Below are 16,225 nucleotides of genomic sequence, written 5' to 3' on the forward strand. Positions count from 1 at the left end.
CATTTAATAAAAAACAGCCGATATTATAATAATCATAGTCGGTTGAAGGATGAATTTAATTATGTTCGATAACATGAAAATAATATTGGCTGACGATCATCCTCTATTTCGCCAAGCATTAACCATCACGTTAAAATCTCACTTTACTAGTGCAGTAATTGTGGATGCGCAAAATATTCCTGAGCTTGAGCTGCATTTACAAAGTGAAGAAAAAGCTGATTTACTCTTGCTTGATTTGGATATACCTGGGGCACATGGTTTTAACAGTTTAATTAGTATTAGACGTTCACATCCTGACTTAGGTATCGTGGTTATTTCTGGTTTTGAAGATAAAGAAACAATCCATAAAGCGATGAGTTTTGGCGCTGCTGGTTTTATTCCTAAATCGACGCCGGTACCTCAAATGCTTGTTGCCATAAAAGAAGTACTTAATGGCACATTATGGACACCTGACGGTGAGTTTAACCCGAATGAAAAAGTCAATAATATAGATGATAAAATTGCGTCTTTAACCCCTAAGCAGCATGAGATTCTATTAATGTTTGCAGATGGGTTACTCAACAAGCAAATAGCGTCTCAGCTTGGTACATCAGAATCTACCATTAAGAGCCATGCCAGTATTATCTTTTTAAAATTGGGTGTACGAAACCGCACTCAAGCGGTGATCACTTTAAATGAATTACAATTAAATCAAAGCACTTTTGGTCAGTGATACCAATGCTTTAAGTTAATACCTACTGTTGTTGATTGAGCTATACAGCAAGGCTTTGTTGCTCAATCCCAATAGCCAGCTTATTACTCGTTCAAGTATTCAATTAAGCACTTAATTAAGTACTCAATCAAATAATCAACCAAGCCCTTATCCTGATTTATTGTCTCTGCGTATAACAATAATACTCACACACAGTACTTTTTTATGTATTATTTTGTGAGTAATTCTTTGCCAGTTCTTCGGTGAGTAACGAGCTCATTAAAGCACGTAACGCAAGGGGTCTGATTATTTTGCGTAAATAGCCAATATTATGCTGTTTAGTTAACGCCATCAGGTTTTCACCTGTCGTTGCTGTGATAAGAATGGCAGGCAGTGCATAAGGACTCATTGCTCTTAATTGTTTAATAAGCCCTATGCCATTAACGGGATCAATTGAACATGAACTATTATTCCTCTCACTGATCAGCATATCAGTAGCCATAATAGTGTTATCGTCTTGGCAACCGTCTAGTTGATAATCGACCAGTAAAATATCAATCTCGTCTTCGTGTTTTGCATAAAGCTCTCTGGCTTGCTGGGCGTCAACAGCGGTGAAAACTTGACACTGCCATGCACTCAACAATTTAGACATGCCATCAAGTATTGCGGGCTCATTGTCTATACACAATACGCCTACACCGTGCAAACTCATACTCGCAGGGGGTAATGTTTGCTCTTTTGCCGCAGGCGCTAGCGTCATCGGTGCATTAACACTAAACAAACAACCATGACCTGGTTTCGATTTTAAATCAATTTTGTGCTCAAGAATATTTGCCAAGCTCTGCGCAATATTTAGTCCTAAGCCAAGTCCTTTAGGGCCCATAACATTGCTATTGTTTAATTGAGTAAACTGGTCAAAAACTTGCTGTTGTTTGTCTATCGGAATGCCAGGGCCGTTGTCGAAAACTTGGATTGATATTTCATTACCTTGTCTTCGACAACCCAACAATACTTTACTCTGGTTTTTCTTGTCACATCTATGGGCATAGCGGAAGGCATTACTGAGGAAGTTTTGTACAATTCTTGCTAGTAAGGTGATGTCACTTGCCACATAAATTTTACTCATTTTACAATGAAACTCTACATGATATTCATCTGTTAAGGCATTAAATTCATTGGCTAACATAGTGAAAAGCTCTTTGATTTCAATGGGCTCAATAGTTGGCGTGATATTACCACTTTCTATACGTGCTATTTCATTGAGATCTAGCAACAAGCTATTTGCTATCTCTAAAGAATTATCTATCTTTTTTATTTGTTCTCGTTCTTCATTACTGACTCTTGGACTTAAAGATATGGCGGAAGAAAATAACCTTGCGGCTGAGAGCGGTTGTAATAAATCATGGCTACACGCTTTTAAATACTGACTTTTCTTGACGTGCGCTTGCTCAGCTTTAGTTTGTGCTTGTATGAGTTCATGGTTAGCAAGTGCCAACTCTTTGTTTGCCTGTTCAAGCTCGGCAGTACGAAATTGTACCCTTGATTCGAGATCGGTATTTTCTTCTTTCAACACCTCTTCTGTCTGACGATACTGAGTAATATCAGAGAATATCATCACAAAACCACCACCGGGAATTGGACTGCCTTCTATGCGAATGTTTTTGCCATTTTTTAGTTTATATTCAGTGTTATGGCGACTACCTTCCATAATATACTGAATACGTTTTTTAACGCGTAAATCGATATCTTTAGCAAAATAACCTTGCTGACTTAAATTGAAATGTATTAGCTGACTGATAGGGCAACCAATATAAATAAATGCCTCTGGATAGCTAAAAATATCTAAGTATTGTTTATTCCAAGCAACTAACTTTAGCTCGCTATCGATAACTGAAATGCCTTCGCTCACATTTTCAATAGCACTTTGTAATACCGTGCGACTAAACTCTAATTGTTGAGTTGAGTTATCCTCAACCAATTTAGCGACTTGATCAAAGGCCATGCCGCGGCTACTAATCGCCAGAGACGTGACCAACTTTGCTGAGGCTGATCCTAAGACACGGGCAAGCGTGTTTTCTGCATGAAACAATATCGCTTCATTAAATTTTTTGTTGTCCTTAGTCTGATTCATCGAATGAAACTTTTCAAAGCACTTGGTTGCTTTTTCTTCACCTATAAATCTAGCCACTAAAAGCTCTAACTCTACAATGTCTACTTTGGGCTGCGATGGCAGGCTCCACTTGATTTTTTTTCTGTCTGTATAGAAAAATTCACTTTGCATTTGTTCTCGAATACTTTGTCTTGTACCTAAAGAAACAAGCCATAGCGCGATAACATTAATGAGCAAGCCAATAAGGGTTATTACGGTCGTTTTAGGTAAGTCTGTGTTTTCTAAAGGGTGGGCATATATGCCTAATTGAGGTATTAAATTAAATACCGTCCAAATAGTAAAACCACAAATTATCCCTGCAAGCACACCCGCCAGTGTTGCTCTACGCCAATAAAATGCGACAAATAAAGCGGGACCTATTTGAGCTATTGCGCCAAAAGCGACTTCGCCTAATGATGATAATGCATCGGGAGGTGATACCAATAACAAGCCATAACTTAGAAAAATAACCAGCAGTACCAGTGTTTTACGGATAAACAATAACTGTAATTGAAAGTGATTAAAGTCTTGTTGCTTTTGGCGTGAAAAGTTAAACATGACCGGAAACACAATCTCATTACTGAGCATGGTACTAAGAGCAATAGTTGAAACAATAACCATCGAACTTGCTGCTGAAACAGCGCCTAAAAAGGCAAATAAAGATAACCACACTTGGCCATCCAAAGCAGGCAAAAATAGTACATAAGCATCTGCAGCGAGAGAACTGCCATAATTTAAATTACCAGCTAAGCCGAGAACAGCGGCAAAAAAGCCAAAAATAAGTAAATAAACCGGTAAAACCCACCTTGCCATACCGCTTGTTTTTTTATCTTTTATTTCAACAAACATTACTTGAAATTGTCTTGGCAAACATAAGAAAGCAGACATGACGATGATTAACATGCCAAACAAACCAAACAGGTTACTGAACTCAAACTGTTTCTCAATATCAAACTGATCTTTTGATAATTCCCAAATATCCATAGGTGAGTCATAAATAATAAAGCTGACGAATAAACCTACTAACAGGAAAGCAATTAACTTCACCAGCGATTCAAAGGCAATCGCTATCATAACTCCGGGGTGACGTTCGGTAATGTCTATTGTTCTAATACCAAAAATAATGGTGAAAACAGCGAGGATAATGCTAACCACTAAACCAATTTGCCAAATAGGTAGGTCTTGAGTTTCTTGTAATATTTGATAGGAATTCACAATCGCTTTTAGCTGCAGTGCTATATAGGGCATGGTGCCTATTAAGGCGACTAAGGTAATAATAATTGCTAAGGTTTGCGATTTACCAAAGCGTGCTGATAACAGATCGGCAATAGAGGTAATTTTGAGCTTTAAACTGGTTTTTATAATACGTTGAATGAAAGGCCAAGCAAAAACAAACAGCACAATGGGCGCTAAATAAACAGAAAGGAAAGTAAAAGAGTGATTAGCGGCTTGTGCAGTCGTACCTAAAAAACCCCAGGAAGTACAATAAACACCTAATGATAAGGCATAGATAATCGTTTGTTGTTTTGCTTCTAGCTTATTACGATATTTCCCACCTAGATGAGCAATCAGAAACAACAGACCTATATAGCCAATACTAACGCTAACCAGCAACCAATTCGCAAACATAATATTAAACCTACTTAACTATTCAACTACTTATCACCTGTTAAATTTAACATATTTCTTTAAATAAAAACCTCTATATTTCTACGACTTAAGGACTAGTCTTTGAATAAATTATTTCCTACGACTAAAGGACTAAGCGCTAGGTGCTAAGTCTTATTTCCGATTGTTACATTTTTGTACTGGCTTATGATGATTAGGTAAACCTGAGTTCGATTGACATAAAACACACATAATAAGTTCAAATAAAATAACAAATAATAACAAGGGAAATAGCAATGGTTAGCAATAAATTTAAAAAACTACTACTCGCCTCACCTTTACTTGTAGCTGCTAGCGCAGCAAATGCTGGTTATGACATCAAAATATCAGACGAAGATAAAATATCTTTCGGTGGATATATCAAAGTCGATGCCCGCTATGTTGATGGTAATGTTGGCTATAAGCCTTTCTGGACTGGTTCGGGCACTAAACTTGCTGAAGATGCTTCACAATTTAATATTTTTGCCAATGAAACTCGTTTCAACATGAAGTATACCCATGGCGAAGTAATGGGCTTTATTGAAATGGATTTTTGGGGCGGCGGCGGTAACGAAATCGTTTCAAACTCAGCTCATCCTCGTCTTCGTCACGCTTTTATCAAATATAAAGACGTATTAGCAGGACAAACGTGGTCAACCTTTATGAATACTAGCGCTATCCCTGAAACAGCAGATTTCGCGGGTGCAACACAGGGCTTAGTGTTTATTCGTCAAGGTCAAGTACGTTACACCATGGGCGATTTCCAATTCTCACTAGAGAATCCTGAAACTTGGGGTGGTGATACCGCAAATGACAGTGTTCCAGATGTAGTAGCACGTTATAACTTAAAAGGTGACTGGGGTTCTGTTTCATTCTCTGCTCTAGGTCGTCAACTTAATACTAATTCAGGTGAATCTGAAACAGCTATTGGTGGTTCAATTGCCGGTCGTATTAAAACCATTGGTAAAGATGATTTTAGATTCCAATTCCACCAGGGTGAAGTAGGCCGTTATGTGGGTGTTGGTTTCACTAAAGATATCAATACTGATACTGCAGGCGTTGAAAAAGTTGAAGACACCACTGCTTATCTAGCTGCATACCGTCATTACTGGACTGAAACATTAAGATCTACTGTGCTTTACGGTTCAGCTGAAGCTGATTATTCAGGTGCTGAAAGTAGTCAATGGAGTGTTAACTTATTTGAAAACCTAACTAAGCAATTAGCGGTAGGTGTTGAAGTAGGTCAGTACAGACAGGACAACCTAGATGCAGATTCAAATTATGCTCAAGTAACAATGAAGTACGTACTTTAGTTTTATCTTAGTACGCGTAACAACTCCCATTTTGTTGTTACGTTTTTGAGGGGGAAGAGTTCCCCCTCTTTTTTATGTACAGGACGTACGCTATATCGCAGTGACAGACGCTATATGGATATAGCTTATTAGACAGCAGATTGTCTTGATGTTTCAAGCGTGTAAAAACGCATATATTTTTTTATCAATTGAGGAGTGTGAGTATGACTGAGTCAATACTCAAAGTAGAGAACGTTTCATTAGCGTTCGGTGGCGTAAAAGCACTAACCGACGTTAGCTTTGAAGTTCCCCGTGGCTCTGTATTTTCCATTATCGGTCCTAACGGCGCTGGTAAAACCTCCATGCTTAACTGTATCTCTGGACGGTATCAACCTAATTCTGGAAACGTTATTTTCAATGACAAAATTGTCACTGACTTACGTCCAAATGACAGAGCAGATCTTGGTATGGGCCGTACCTTTCAAAATTTAGCCTTGTTTGGTCATATGTCAGTTTTAGACAACATCATGGTTGGCCGTCATCACCTATTGAAAAATAACTGGTTAACAGGGCCTTTATATTGGGCATCACCTGCGCAAAAAGAAGAACTTGCCCACCGTCGTTATTGTGAAGAAATTATCGACTTTTTAGAAATTTCTCATATCAGAAAATCTGTAGCAGGTACTTTGTCTTATGGTTTACGTAAGCGAGTTGAGCTAGCACGTGCAATGGCATTAAAACCCAAATTAATTCTTCTAGATGAGCCTATGGCTGGTATGAATTTAGAAGAAAAAGAAGATATGGCTCGTTATATTCTCGATTTAAATGAAGAGTTTGGTATCACAGTAGTGATGATTGAGCATGATATGGGCGTAGTAATGGATATTTCACACCAAGTAATGGTGCTTGATTTTGGTAAGAAGCTAATGTCAGGTTTACCTCATGAAGTGATGGCTGATCCACATGTTAAACGTGCTTATCTTGGTATTGAAGATGATGATGAAATAGAAGAAGAAGCGACTAATACCACTGAAGAGAGGGAGGCTAGCTAATGTCTAACTTACAAGCAGCAACAAAAGATTTTGAAATGGGGGAGTTAGATACTTTTCCAAAAATACTGAGACAAAACGCTAAAAGCTGGCCAAATGATATTGCCATGCGAGAAAAAGAGTTCGGTATTTGGAACGAATTTACCTGGGTAGATTATAACAATCGCGTTAAGTGGTTATCACTAGCGCTAATAAAATTAGGTGTTAACCCGAAAGAAGCTATCGCTTTATTAGGTGATAACAGACCAGAATGGGTTTGGGGTGAAGTAGCCGCACATTCTATGGGTTGTTACTCAATCGGTATTTTCCAAGATTCCTTACACGAAGAAGTGGTTTACTTACTTAATAAAAGTAACGCGACTGTTGTTATCGCGGAAGATGAAGAGCAGTGTGATAAATTGCTTGAGTTAGGCGATGACATTCCAGATGTAAAACTTATTGTTTATTGCGATCCACGTGGCATGCGTAAATATGACGATAAGCGTTTAATCAGCATTGAAGAAATATATAAGCAGGGTCAAGCAATAGAAAAAATGTCACCTGAGTTATATGACACTTATGTTGATGCGACTAACGCTGATGAAACTGCTATTTACTGTACAACGTCAGGCACAACCTCAAAACCTAAAATTGCCTTTTTATGTGGTGGTAATTTTGTTAAGCACTGTAGTTCATATTTACGTGCTGATCCTCGTCAACCTGGCGATAACTATGTCTCGGTATTGCCACTTCCATGGATCATGGAACAAGTCTATGCGGTTGGCCAAGCATTAATTGCTCGTCAAATAGTCAATTTTGTTGAAGGTCAAGAAACACTGATGGCTGATTTACGTGAAATTGGACCAAACTTTGTTTTACTTGCACCACGCGTTTGGGAAGGTATTTTAGCCGATGTTAAAGCGCGTATGATGGATTCCACGCCACTTAAACAGAAGTTATTTGATTATGCTTTTGCACTTTCTGAAAAAGCACAACTAGAAGGTAAACGTTCAGTATTTGCTGACTTTTTATTGATGAATGCCTTAAAAGATAGATTAGGTTTCACTAATTTGAAATCAGCGGCAACCGGTGGTGCAGCCATGGGGCCTGATACTTTTAGATTCTTCCAAACTATCGGTGTTCCGCTACGTCAACTTTATGGTCAAACAGAGTTATGTGGTGCTTACACAGTTCACAAAGAAAATGACGTTGATTACGACAGTGTTGGTGTTGCTTTTGATACTGCTGAAGTAAAAGTCATTAACGCTGATAAAGAAGGTGTTGGTGAGGTTATCGCTAGAACTGTGGGTATGTTTACTGGTTATTTAGATAATCAAAAAGCCTATGACGAAGATGTTATTGATGGCTGGATGCATACCGGTGATGCGGGTTATTTCAAACCTTCAGGGCACTTGGTTATTATCGACCGAATCAAAGATTTAGCTAAAACCAGCAATGGTATTCAGTACTCGCCACAATATATTGAAAACAAATTGAAATTCTCATCATTTATTGGTGAAGCCGTTATTTTAGGTAAAGACAAACCTTACTTAAGCGCCATTATTTGTATTCGCTTCTCGATTGTTTCTAAGTGGGCAGAACAACAAGGGTTAGGTTTTACTAACTACACCAGTCTTTCGGCTTTACCTGAAGTTTATCAAAAGCTAAGTGAAGAAGTGGAAAAAGTTAATTCGACCTTACCTGACGCACAAAAAATCAATAAGTTTATTTTGCTTTATAAAGAGCTTGATGCGGATGACGGTGAATTAACTCGTACGCGTAAAGTACGACGCACAGTTATTGCGGATAAATATGGCGACATTATTCAGTCTATCTATGACAACAAAGAGCGAGTTGATATCGATACAGTCATTACCTTCCAAGATGGTGGTAGCTCACGTATTCAAACAACACTTAAAGTTGCGACGGTAATTGAAAATGATGGTAGTGCTGTTTCATCAACAAGTAGTCAAACTCAGAGGAAAGCATCATGAATTTTGAACTCTTAACTCAATTAATCATCAACGGCCTTATTGTTGGCTTGTTATACGGTGTCATTGGTATGTGTTTTGTGTTGGTTTATAAATCAACACAGATTGTTAACTTTGCCCAAGGTGAGTTCTTACTCATTGGTGCCTGGGTATGTTGGGCTTCACTGATTTACTTAGAACTGCCGTTCTTTCTAGGCTTTATATTATCACTGTTATTCATGGCCGGTTTTGGTGTGCTGTTACAAATGATAGTACTGCGTCCTATGATTGGTGAGCCGATTATCTCGGTGATCATGGTGACTATTGGTCTGTCTATTTTCTTCCAATCATTAATGAAATGGATATTTGGTGTTTCACCACAAAGTTACCCGCAAGTATTTGATACGCAGAGTATTAACATCTTAGGCTTAAATGTAGAAATGGCGTACTTAATGAGTACGGTGATAGCGTTAATTATCATGGTCGCATTCTTTTTATTCTTTAAACATTCTAAGCATGGCCTAGCGATGAGAGCGACAGCTTTCGATCAACAAGCTTCGCAAAGTCTAGGTGTGTCTGTAAAGCATGTTTTTGCGATGAGTTGGGGGATTGCAGCAACAGTTTCTGCTACCGCAGGGATAGTGCTCGGTATGGTTAATGGTGTTTCAGATTCACTTTCTATTATGGGTATCAAAGTATTCCCAGCCGTTATTTTAGGCGGATTAGACTCTATTGTTGGCGCCATCGTTGGCGGTCTCATTATCGGTGTATTAGAAAACGTCGCTGAGTTTTTTGATAGTCAATATTTACACATCGGTAATATGTACGATATCGCACCATTTTATGTGTTGTTAATTATTCTTTGGTTCAAACCTTACGGTTTATTCGGTACCAAAGACATTGAGCGTATATAGCATAATTTTAGCTAGGTTCAACTGGGCCTAGCGCAATTTAATTAACAATATCAATAAAACGAACAATTATTAGGAGTGATTTATGTCTAGTTTAACGATGCGCCCGTGCGGAGATTTCCGCACTAGCTATAAACAAGATAATACAATTTTTGAAACAAAAACCATCCGTTGGGTGACCATTTTTACTATCTTAGCGTTGTGCTTTGCACCGTTAGTTGTTGATGGTTACTTTATTACCTTATTAATTCAAATATCCTATTTAGGCATTGCTGCATTAGGTCTGAACATCTTAGTAGGTTACACCGGACAAATATCGTTAGGGCATGGTGCTTTCTTTGGCTTTGGTGCGTTTGCTTCGGCCTGGTTAAACACCAGCTTACATATCCCAGTGTTTTTATGTATTCCTTTAGCGGGTTTCTTAACCATGGGCGTTGGCATGATGTTTGGTGCGCCAGCTGCACGAATTAAAGGTTTATATCTAGCGATAGCAACACTTGCTTCGCAATTTATTATAGAAGATTTCTTTGCTCGAGCTGATTGGTTCTCTGGTGGGGCATCAGGTTCAATGGCAGATCCGGTAACCTTATTCGGTTTTGCTTTTGATACCGACGAAAGCTTTTACTATGTCGCGTTATTCTCACTAGTCTTTATGTTCATCTGGGGTTGTAACTTAATGCGTAGTCGTGATGGACGTGCCTTTGTTGCCGTACGTGACCATTACTTATCAGCTGAAATCATGGGCGTAAAGTTAAATAAATATCGTCTACTTTCATTTGGTATCTCTTCTTTTTATGCTGGTATTGGCGGTGCGTTATATGCCCATTATTTAGGTTATGTATCGGCAGAAGGTTTTACCATCATGATGTCTATTCAATTCTTAGCGATGATCATTATCGGTGGCTTAGGTTCGATAAAAGGTACCTTGATGGGCGTTATCTTCATGGTGTTCTTACCTGAAGTATTAGAAAGCGGTGTTGGTGTAATGAAAATGACCGATTGGGGAAATATCCCTATGGTGGTTGATGGTTTAGCTTACATCAAAGAAATGGCTATTGGCTTAGTTATTATCGGTTTCTTAATCTTTGAGCCAGAAGGATTGGCACATCGTTGGACACAAATTAAAAACTATTGGAAATTCTATCCATTTGCTTACTAAGTGATTTTATTAAAAACACTTGAGAAATGAATGGTGAATAAATCGCAGTTACATAGGGACATAAAAAAGGTAACTGCGAGAAAATAAGCGTAAATATAAACATAAAAATAATACTGCTTACCTATTTATATAAACAGGTTACTTATATAGAGAAGTACTAAATAAAAAGTTGAGGAACGTTCAAATGAATAGCATTAAAAACAAAAAATTATTACTAAGTTCAATTACTACTTGTATTGCTTTAAGTTTTACTAGCCAAGTTCAAGCAGAAGATTCTGTTTTTGTTGGCCATTTAGCCGACATGTCAGGCCCTACTGCTTTTGTTGGTAAAAATTATGCCAATGGTGTGCGCGATTCACTTGCTTATATAAATGCCCATGGTGGTATTGACGGTACTAAACTTAGATCTGAAACCATTGATTATGGTTATAAAGTTCCACAAGCGATTGCTGCTTATAAAAAATGGAAATCACGTGAAGGCATGGTTGCTATGCAGGGCTGGGGTACAGCGGATACTGAAGCATTAATCTCGTTTGTTGCTCGTGATAAAACACCAGTTTTCTCTGCATCGTATTCAGGGCATTTAACAGACCCTACAGGTAAAAACCCTCATACGAAAAAACCTGCACCTTATAACTTCTTTTATGGCGCATCTTATTCAGACGCTTGTCGTGGTTTAGTGCAATGGGCAGCGGATGATTGGAAAGAAAAAGGCAGTAAAGGTAAACCAAAGTTTACTCATATTGGTGCAAACCATCCTTTCCCAAATGCGCCTAAAGCGGCTTGTGCAGAATACGCAGAAGAGCTTGGTTTTGATGTTCAATCACCAGTCGTTGTTTCTATGAAACCAGGTGATTTTAAAGCGCAATGTTTGAGTATTAAAAGCTCTGGTTCAAACTACGGTTATGTTGCGAATATAGGTGGTTCAGTACTGTCGTTAATTAAATCTTGTGACACAGTCGGCGTAGATATTCAATTTATGTCAAGTATTTGGGGTGGCGATGCAAACATGTTTAATGCTGCTGGTTCAGGCATTAAAAATTATGTCTTCCCAACGATGACACCATTTTGGGGTGACGATGTACCTGGTATGAAATTGGTACATGAAATTTCAAAAATGTCAGATAAATCAGGCGAGCAAACGCGCGTTCATCACTACATGCGTGGCGTATGTTCAACATACTTCATGAAAGAAGCGATGGAGTGGGCTAAACAGAACGGCGGTATCACCGGTGAAAATGTTAAAAAAGGCATGTACGTTAATAAAGACTGGGTACCTAAAGGTCTAGAAGGCGTATGTTTAGCTGCTAATTGGAGCAATGAAGATCATCGTGGTATTAACCAAGTAAACATCTATAAAGGCAACTACGAAAACGGTGATGTTAAAGTTGAAAAAGTATCACAAGTTACCTTGGAACGTCGTGATGATTGGTTAGGTTACTAATCCTCGTCATACTTGGCACCGTAGCTTTATTGTCGTCATTGCTCGCCACAATCACTTAGTGTACTAAGTTCATGTGGCTCGCAACTCGACGGCTTCACTACTGCACCAATTATTTAGAGGATCAAAACCTAATTTATTATTGAGACAATAAAAATTAGGCAAGTATATTTTTAATTACCTGATAACTATTCAGCTTGTATAAGTTGGGTAGTTATAGTTTTAACGGAGTATAGATGTATGTCACAGGCGGCAGCAAAAATTCAAACAGCTACACCAATGTTATCGGTTAATAACATTGAAGTGGTTTATGACGAAGTTATTCAAGTACTTCGAGGGGTAACATTAGATGTCCCAGAAGGAGACGTTGTAACGTTACTTGGTCCTAATGGCGCAGGTAAATCAACAACATTAAAAGCAATTTCAGGCCTACTTAAATCAGAATATGGTGAAGTGACTAAAGGTGATATTACCTTTATGGGCGAGCGCATAGATAAGAAAAATGGTGAAGATGTTGTACGTAGTGGTCTGATCCAGGTGATGGAAGGTCGTCGTATTATCGAAGATATGACCTCGATTGAAAACCTAAAATTAGGTGCTTATACACGTAATGATTCACAAATAAATCAAGATCTTGAAATGGTGTTTAATTATTTCCCACGTTTAAAAGAACGTACAGGTCTAGCCGGTTATTTATCAGGTGGTGAGCAACAAATGTTAGCCATAGGTAGAGCATTAATGGCTCGTCCTAAAATGATTTGTTTAGATGAGCCATCCATGGGTTTATCACCATTACTGGTTAAAGAAGTATTTGGTATTATTAAAAAAATTAATAAAGATCAGGGTATTACCATGTTGTTAGTTGAGCAGAATGCTAACTATGCAATAAGAGCTGCTGATTACGGGTACATTATGGAGTCAGGTAAAATTGTACTTGATGGTACTCAAGAGCAATTGCTTAGCAATGAAGATGTTAAAGAATTCTATTTAGGTGGCGGCAACGAAGAACGTAAAAGCTTTAAAAACTTAAAGTCTTATAAAAGACGTAAGCGTTGGTTATAAGCCACGTACATTCCAGACTATTTCCATTTCACTTGATTTTGTTGTCGAAAGTGCTCACTTACTATCGTAAGCTCCGCGCTGTCTCCTAAAACTCGAATGAACTGACTTCTTTCTGAAAGTACGTGAAGTAGTAAAAGCAAAACGATATAAAAAAGTACATGAAAAATTAACGTTTTCATATTTATAAATTATCATATTTCTAAATAATCGAGTTACCATGAAACAATATTTTTACGAAAGAGAATGTCAAAACCCTGAGTTACGTGAGCAGTCTCTATTAGAGCGTTTACCTTCTTTTATCACCTATGCGAAGCAAGAATGTCAGCATTATGGGCAAATTTTACAGCATATAGATGCTGATAAAATTACTAGCCGAGAATTGCTTGCGCAACTTCCCATTACGCGTAAATCAGACTTAATGAAGCTACAAGCAAAAAACTCACCACTAGGTGGTTTAAATGCGAACAAGGCTAACATAGGCAGAATTTTTCAATCACCAGGACCTATTTATGATCCTGAAAATACCAGTGATGATTGGTGGCGTTTAGGCCAAGCATTCTATGCTGCTGGGTTTAGAGCTGGTGATATAGTGCAAAATTGTTTGTCTTATCACTTAACACCCGGCGGGTTTATTCTTGATTCAGGCGCTAGAGCTTGTGGTTGTGTGGTTATTCCAGCAGGGCCTGGGCAAACAGAGCAGCAGCTTGACATCATTGAACATTTAAAACCTCAAGGTTATAGCGGTACACCATCATTTCTGAAGATTTTACTCGATAAAGCTAAAGCTGAAAATCGAGATATTTCAAGTGTTACTAAAGCGTTAGTTACAGGCGAAGCGCTTCCTAAAGGACTTAGAGCTGAATTTGATGCTGCTGGTATTAACACCTTACAAGCCTATGCTAGTGCAGATGTTGGCCTCATTGGTTTTGAATCTAAAAGTGATGATGGTTTTATTATTGCTGAAGATTTATTGGTAGAAATTGTCCGTCCAGGCACTTTAGAGCCTGTTGCCGATGGCGAAATAGGTGAAGTTGTTGTCACCAGCTTTAATGTAGATTATCCACTTATTCGTTTCGCTACTGGAGATTTGTCTGCAGTGAAATCAAGTGAAAGTGCTTGTGGTCGAACTAATATGTGTATTAAAGGCTGGTTGGGTCGCGCAGACCAAACGACTAAAATTAAAGGTATGTTCGTGCATGCAGAGCAAATAGAGCAAGTACGACAAGCCTATCCTCACATCGCTAAAATGCGTTTGTCAGTAACTCAGGTTAATTATAATGACCAAATGAACTTACAATGTGAATTAGATAGTAGCGGCTATTCTGAGGCTGATATTGCCGGTGCAATTGAGAATATTAGCAGCAGCTTGAAAAAAATAACCAAACTTAACGGTGCGGTTGAGTTGGTTGCGGTAGGCACTTTAGCAGATGATGGCAAAGTCATTGATGACTTACGACCTATTGGCTAAGTTTGCGTTACTAATCTTTTTAGAAACGGCTTTATCTCTCACTTTATCAAAAGTGAAATAATCGTAAAGCCAGCAACATAGGCAAATTTGTATCACTTATTTGCCTATGCTCTTATCAAATTAAATAAGGATTTTTATGAACGAACAAGCTTTCCAAGATTGTTACCCTGAAGAATTAAGCCATTGTTATGGTTGTGGTAAAAACAACCAAGACGGTCACCAATTAAAAAGTTACTGGCAGCATATTGATAAGAATGATTTGTTAGCTAGCGTAACTATTGCTCGTTTTACTCCGTCTGATATTTTCACCGCTATTCCTGGTTTTGTTTATGGCGGCATGACAGCCTCATTGATTGATTGTCATGGTACTGGCAGTGCATCAGCTATGGCTTACCTTGCACAAAATCGTGAAATGGGTAGTTCACCTACATTACGATTTGTCACTGGTGCGTTGAATGTTAGTTTTTTAGCACCAACACCACAGGGCGTTGAGTTGGAATTAATCGGTCGTTTTAGTCAAGTTAAAGACCGTAAAATTGTCGTTGATATAACCTTATCGGCTGCTGGTGTTATTTGCTCAAAAGGACAAGTTATCGCAGTATTGATGCCAGATACTATGGCACCTAAGAAATAGGGAACACGGGCAACTTAGAGTTTTTCTGCAAGGAAAGAAAGGTTGCCAATAAGGTCATGAAAGCAAACATATATTCGTTTTATTTATGTATCTTTACAAATAATAACGAGTATTTGTCCGTCTAAAGGGACATTATAAGTGATAACCTCAAGGAGCTAATTATGTTAAAAAAAGAAAGTACCGGTCTGATTGTTGTCGACATACAAGGGAAATTAACGCGTTTAGTTCATGATAGTGATGCGCTTGTGTCAAATTGTGAAAAGCTCATCAAAGGGGTCCAAGCCCTTGATTTACCGATTTTATGGCTTGAACAAAACCCAGAAAAAATTGGCCCAACAGTTAATGAATTGAGTTCGCTACTTAGTTCTCCTACTGGTCATCAAGAGCCCATTATAAAATATACCTTTGATGGTTGTGAAAACGCTCAATTTATTGAAGCAGTTAAAGCCACTAACGTTGATACATGGATTGTTTGTGGTATTGAAGCACATATTTGTGTGTATCAAACCGCGATCAGTTTAAAACGTATGGGATATGAAGTACAAATCGTTTCAGACTGTGTTTCTTCTCGTGAGCTCGATAATAAAAATTTAGCCATAAACAAACTTGTTAACAATGGCGTTGAGTTAACGGGATTGGAAATGTGTTTATTTGAACTGGTTAAAGACTGTCGAACCCCTGTATTTAAAGAAATACTTGTCTTAATTAAGTAGTGATATGAACGCCTAGTTATATATCGATTAAAACACTGACTCCCCAAGCTTCAATACTAT

12 protein-coding genes are annotated in these 16,225 nt (G+C 38.2%); 11 read left to right on the forward strand and 1 reads right to left on the reverse strand.

Annotation, left to right across the window (positions count from 1 at the left end; all coding sequences use genetic code 11):
- The first annotated feature begins 61 nt into the window (after nucleotides 1-61).
- Nucleotides 62-712: a response regulator transcription factor gene (locus CXF79_RS09500; RefSeq protein ID WP_011044181.1), complete on the forward strand. Its 651-nt coding sequence runs from the start codon at nucleotides 62-64 to the stop codon at nucleotides 710-712.
- Nucleotides 713-914: 202 nt separating this feature from the next.
- Here the strand turns inward: CXF79_RS09500 and CXF79_RS09505 are convergent, their stop codons facing one another.
- The gene (locus tag CXF79_RS09505) at nucleotides 915-4,469 is read right to left on the reverse strand and encodes a hybrid sensor histidine kinase/response regulator (RefSeq protein ID WP_101154761.1); all 3,555 of its coding nucleotides are present in this window, start codon (nucleotides 4,467-4,469) and stop codon (nucleotides 915-917) included.
- A gap of 275 nt (nucleotides 4,470-4,744) precedes the next feature.
- On the opposite strand from CXF79_RS09505, the gene CXF79_RS09510 reads away from it, so the two are divergent.
- From CXF79_RS09510 to CXF79_RS09555, 10 genes are all read left to right on the forward strand, one after another.
- Entirely contained in the window at nucleotides 4,745-5,800 is a 1,056-nt protein-coding gene (locus CXF79_RS09510) for a DcaP family trimeric outer membrane transporter (protein ID WP_101154762.1), read from the forward strand.
- A gap of 203 nt (nucleotides 5,801-6,003) precedes the next feature.
- Nucleotides 6,004-6,831 (forward strand): ABC transporter ATP-binding protein, encoded by an 828-nt coding sequence (locus CXF79_RS09515; protein ID WP_101154763.1) that lies wholly within the window; start codon nucleotides 6,004-6,006, stop codon nucleotides 6,829-6,831.
- On the forward strand, nucleotides 6,831-8,801 hold the full coding sequence (locus CXF79_RS09520) for a long-chain fatty acid--CoA ligase (RefSeq protein ID WP_101154764.1): 1,971 nt from the start codon (nucleotides 6,831-6,833) through the stop codon (nucleotides 8,799-8,801). Before CXF79_RS09515 ends, CXF79_RS09520 begins: the two co-directional genes overlap by 1 nt.
- Entirely contained in the window at nucleotides 8,798-9,691 is an 894-nt protein-coding gene (locus CXF79_RS09525; RefSeq protein ID WP_101154765.1) for a branched-chain amino acid ABC transporter permease, read from the forward strand. The genes CXF79_RS09520 and CXF79_RS09525 overlap by 4 nt, the downstream gene beginning before the upstream one ends.
- Nucleotides 9,692-9,773: 82 nt before the next feature.
- On the forward strand, nucleotides 9,774-10,847 hold the full coding sequence (locus CXF79_RS09530; RefSeq protein ID WP_101154766.1) for a branched-chain amino acid ABC transporter permease: 1,074 nt from the start codon (nucleotides 9,774-9,776) through the stop codon (nucleotides 10,845-10,847).
- A gap of 184 nt (nucleotides 10,848-11,031) precedes the next feature.
- Nucleotides 11,032-12,291 carry an ABC transporter substrate-binding protein gene (locus tag CXF79_RS09535; RefSeq protein WP_101154767.1) on the forward strand — a complete coding sequence of 420 codons (1,260 nt, stop codon included), beginning with the start codon at nucleotides 11,032-11,034 and terminating at the stop codon, nucleotides 12,289-12,291.
- Between the two features lie 237 nt (nucleotides 12,292-12,528).
- Complete coding sequence (locus CXF79_RS09540) at nucleotides 12,529-13,350, forward strand: ABC transporter ATP-binding protein (RefSeq protein WP_041737081.1); 822 nt, start codon at nucleotides 12,529-12,531, stop codon at nucleotides 13,348-13,350.
- Between the two features lie 217 nt (nucleotides 13,351-13,567).
- The gene (locus tag CXF79_RS09545) at nucleotides 13,568-14,818 is read left to right on the forward strand and encodes a phenylacetate--CoA ligase family protein (RefSeq protein WP_101154768.1); all 1,251 of its coding nucleotides are present in this window, start codon (nucleotides 13,568-13,570) and stop codon (nucleotides 14,816-14,818) included.
- Nucleotides 14,819-14,954: 136 nt separating this feature from the next.
- Nucleotides 14,955-15,452, forward strand: a complete 498-nt coding sequence (locus tag CXF79_RS09550; RefSeq protein ID WP_011044171.1) for a PaaI family thioesterase — start codon at nucleotides 14,955-14,957, stop codon at nucleotides 15,450-15,452.
- Nucleotides 15,453-15,613: 161 nt separating this feature from the next.
- A complete protein-coding gene (locus CXF79_RS09555) occupies nucleotides 15,614-16,165 on the forward strand; it encodes a hydrolase (protein WP_101154769.1) in 552 nt (183 codons plus the stop codon).
- Nucleotides 16,166-16,225: the final 60 nt, after the last annotated feature.

The sequence above is a fragment of the Colwellia sp. Bg11-28 genome, from assembly GCF_002836245.1.
GTDB lineage: Bacteria > Pseudomonadota > Gammaproteobacteria > Enterobacterales > Alteromonadaceae > Colwellia > Colwellia psychrerythraea_A.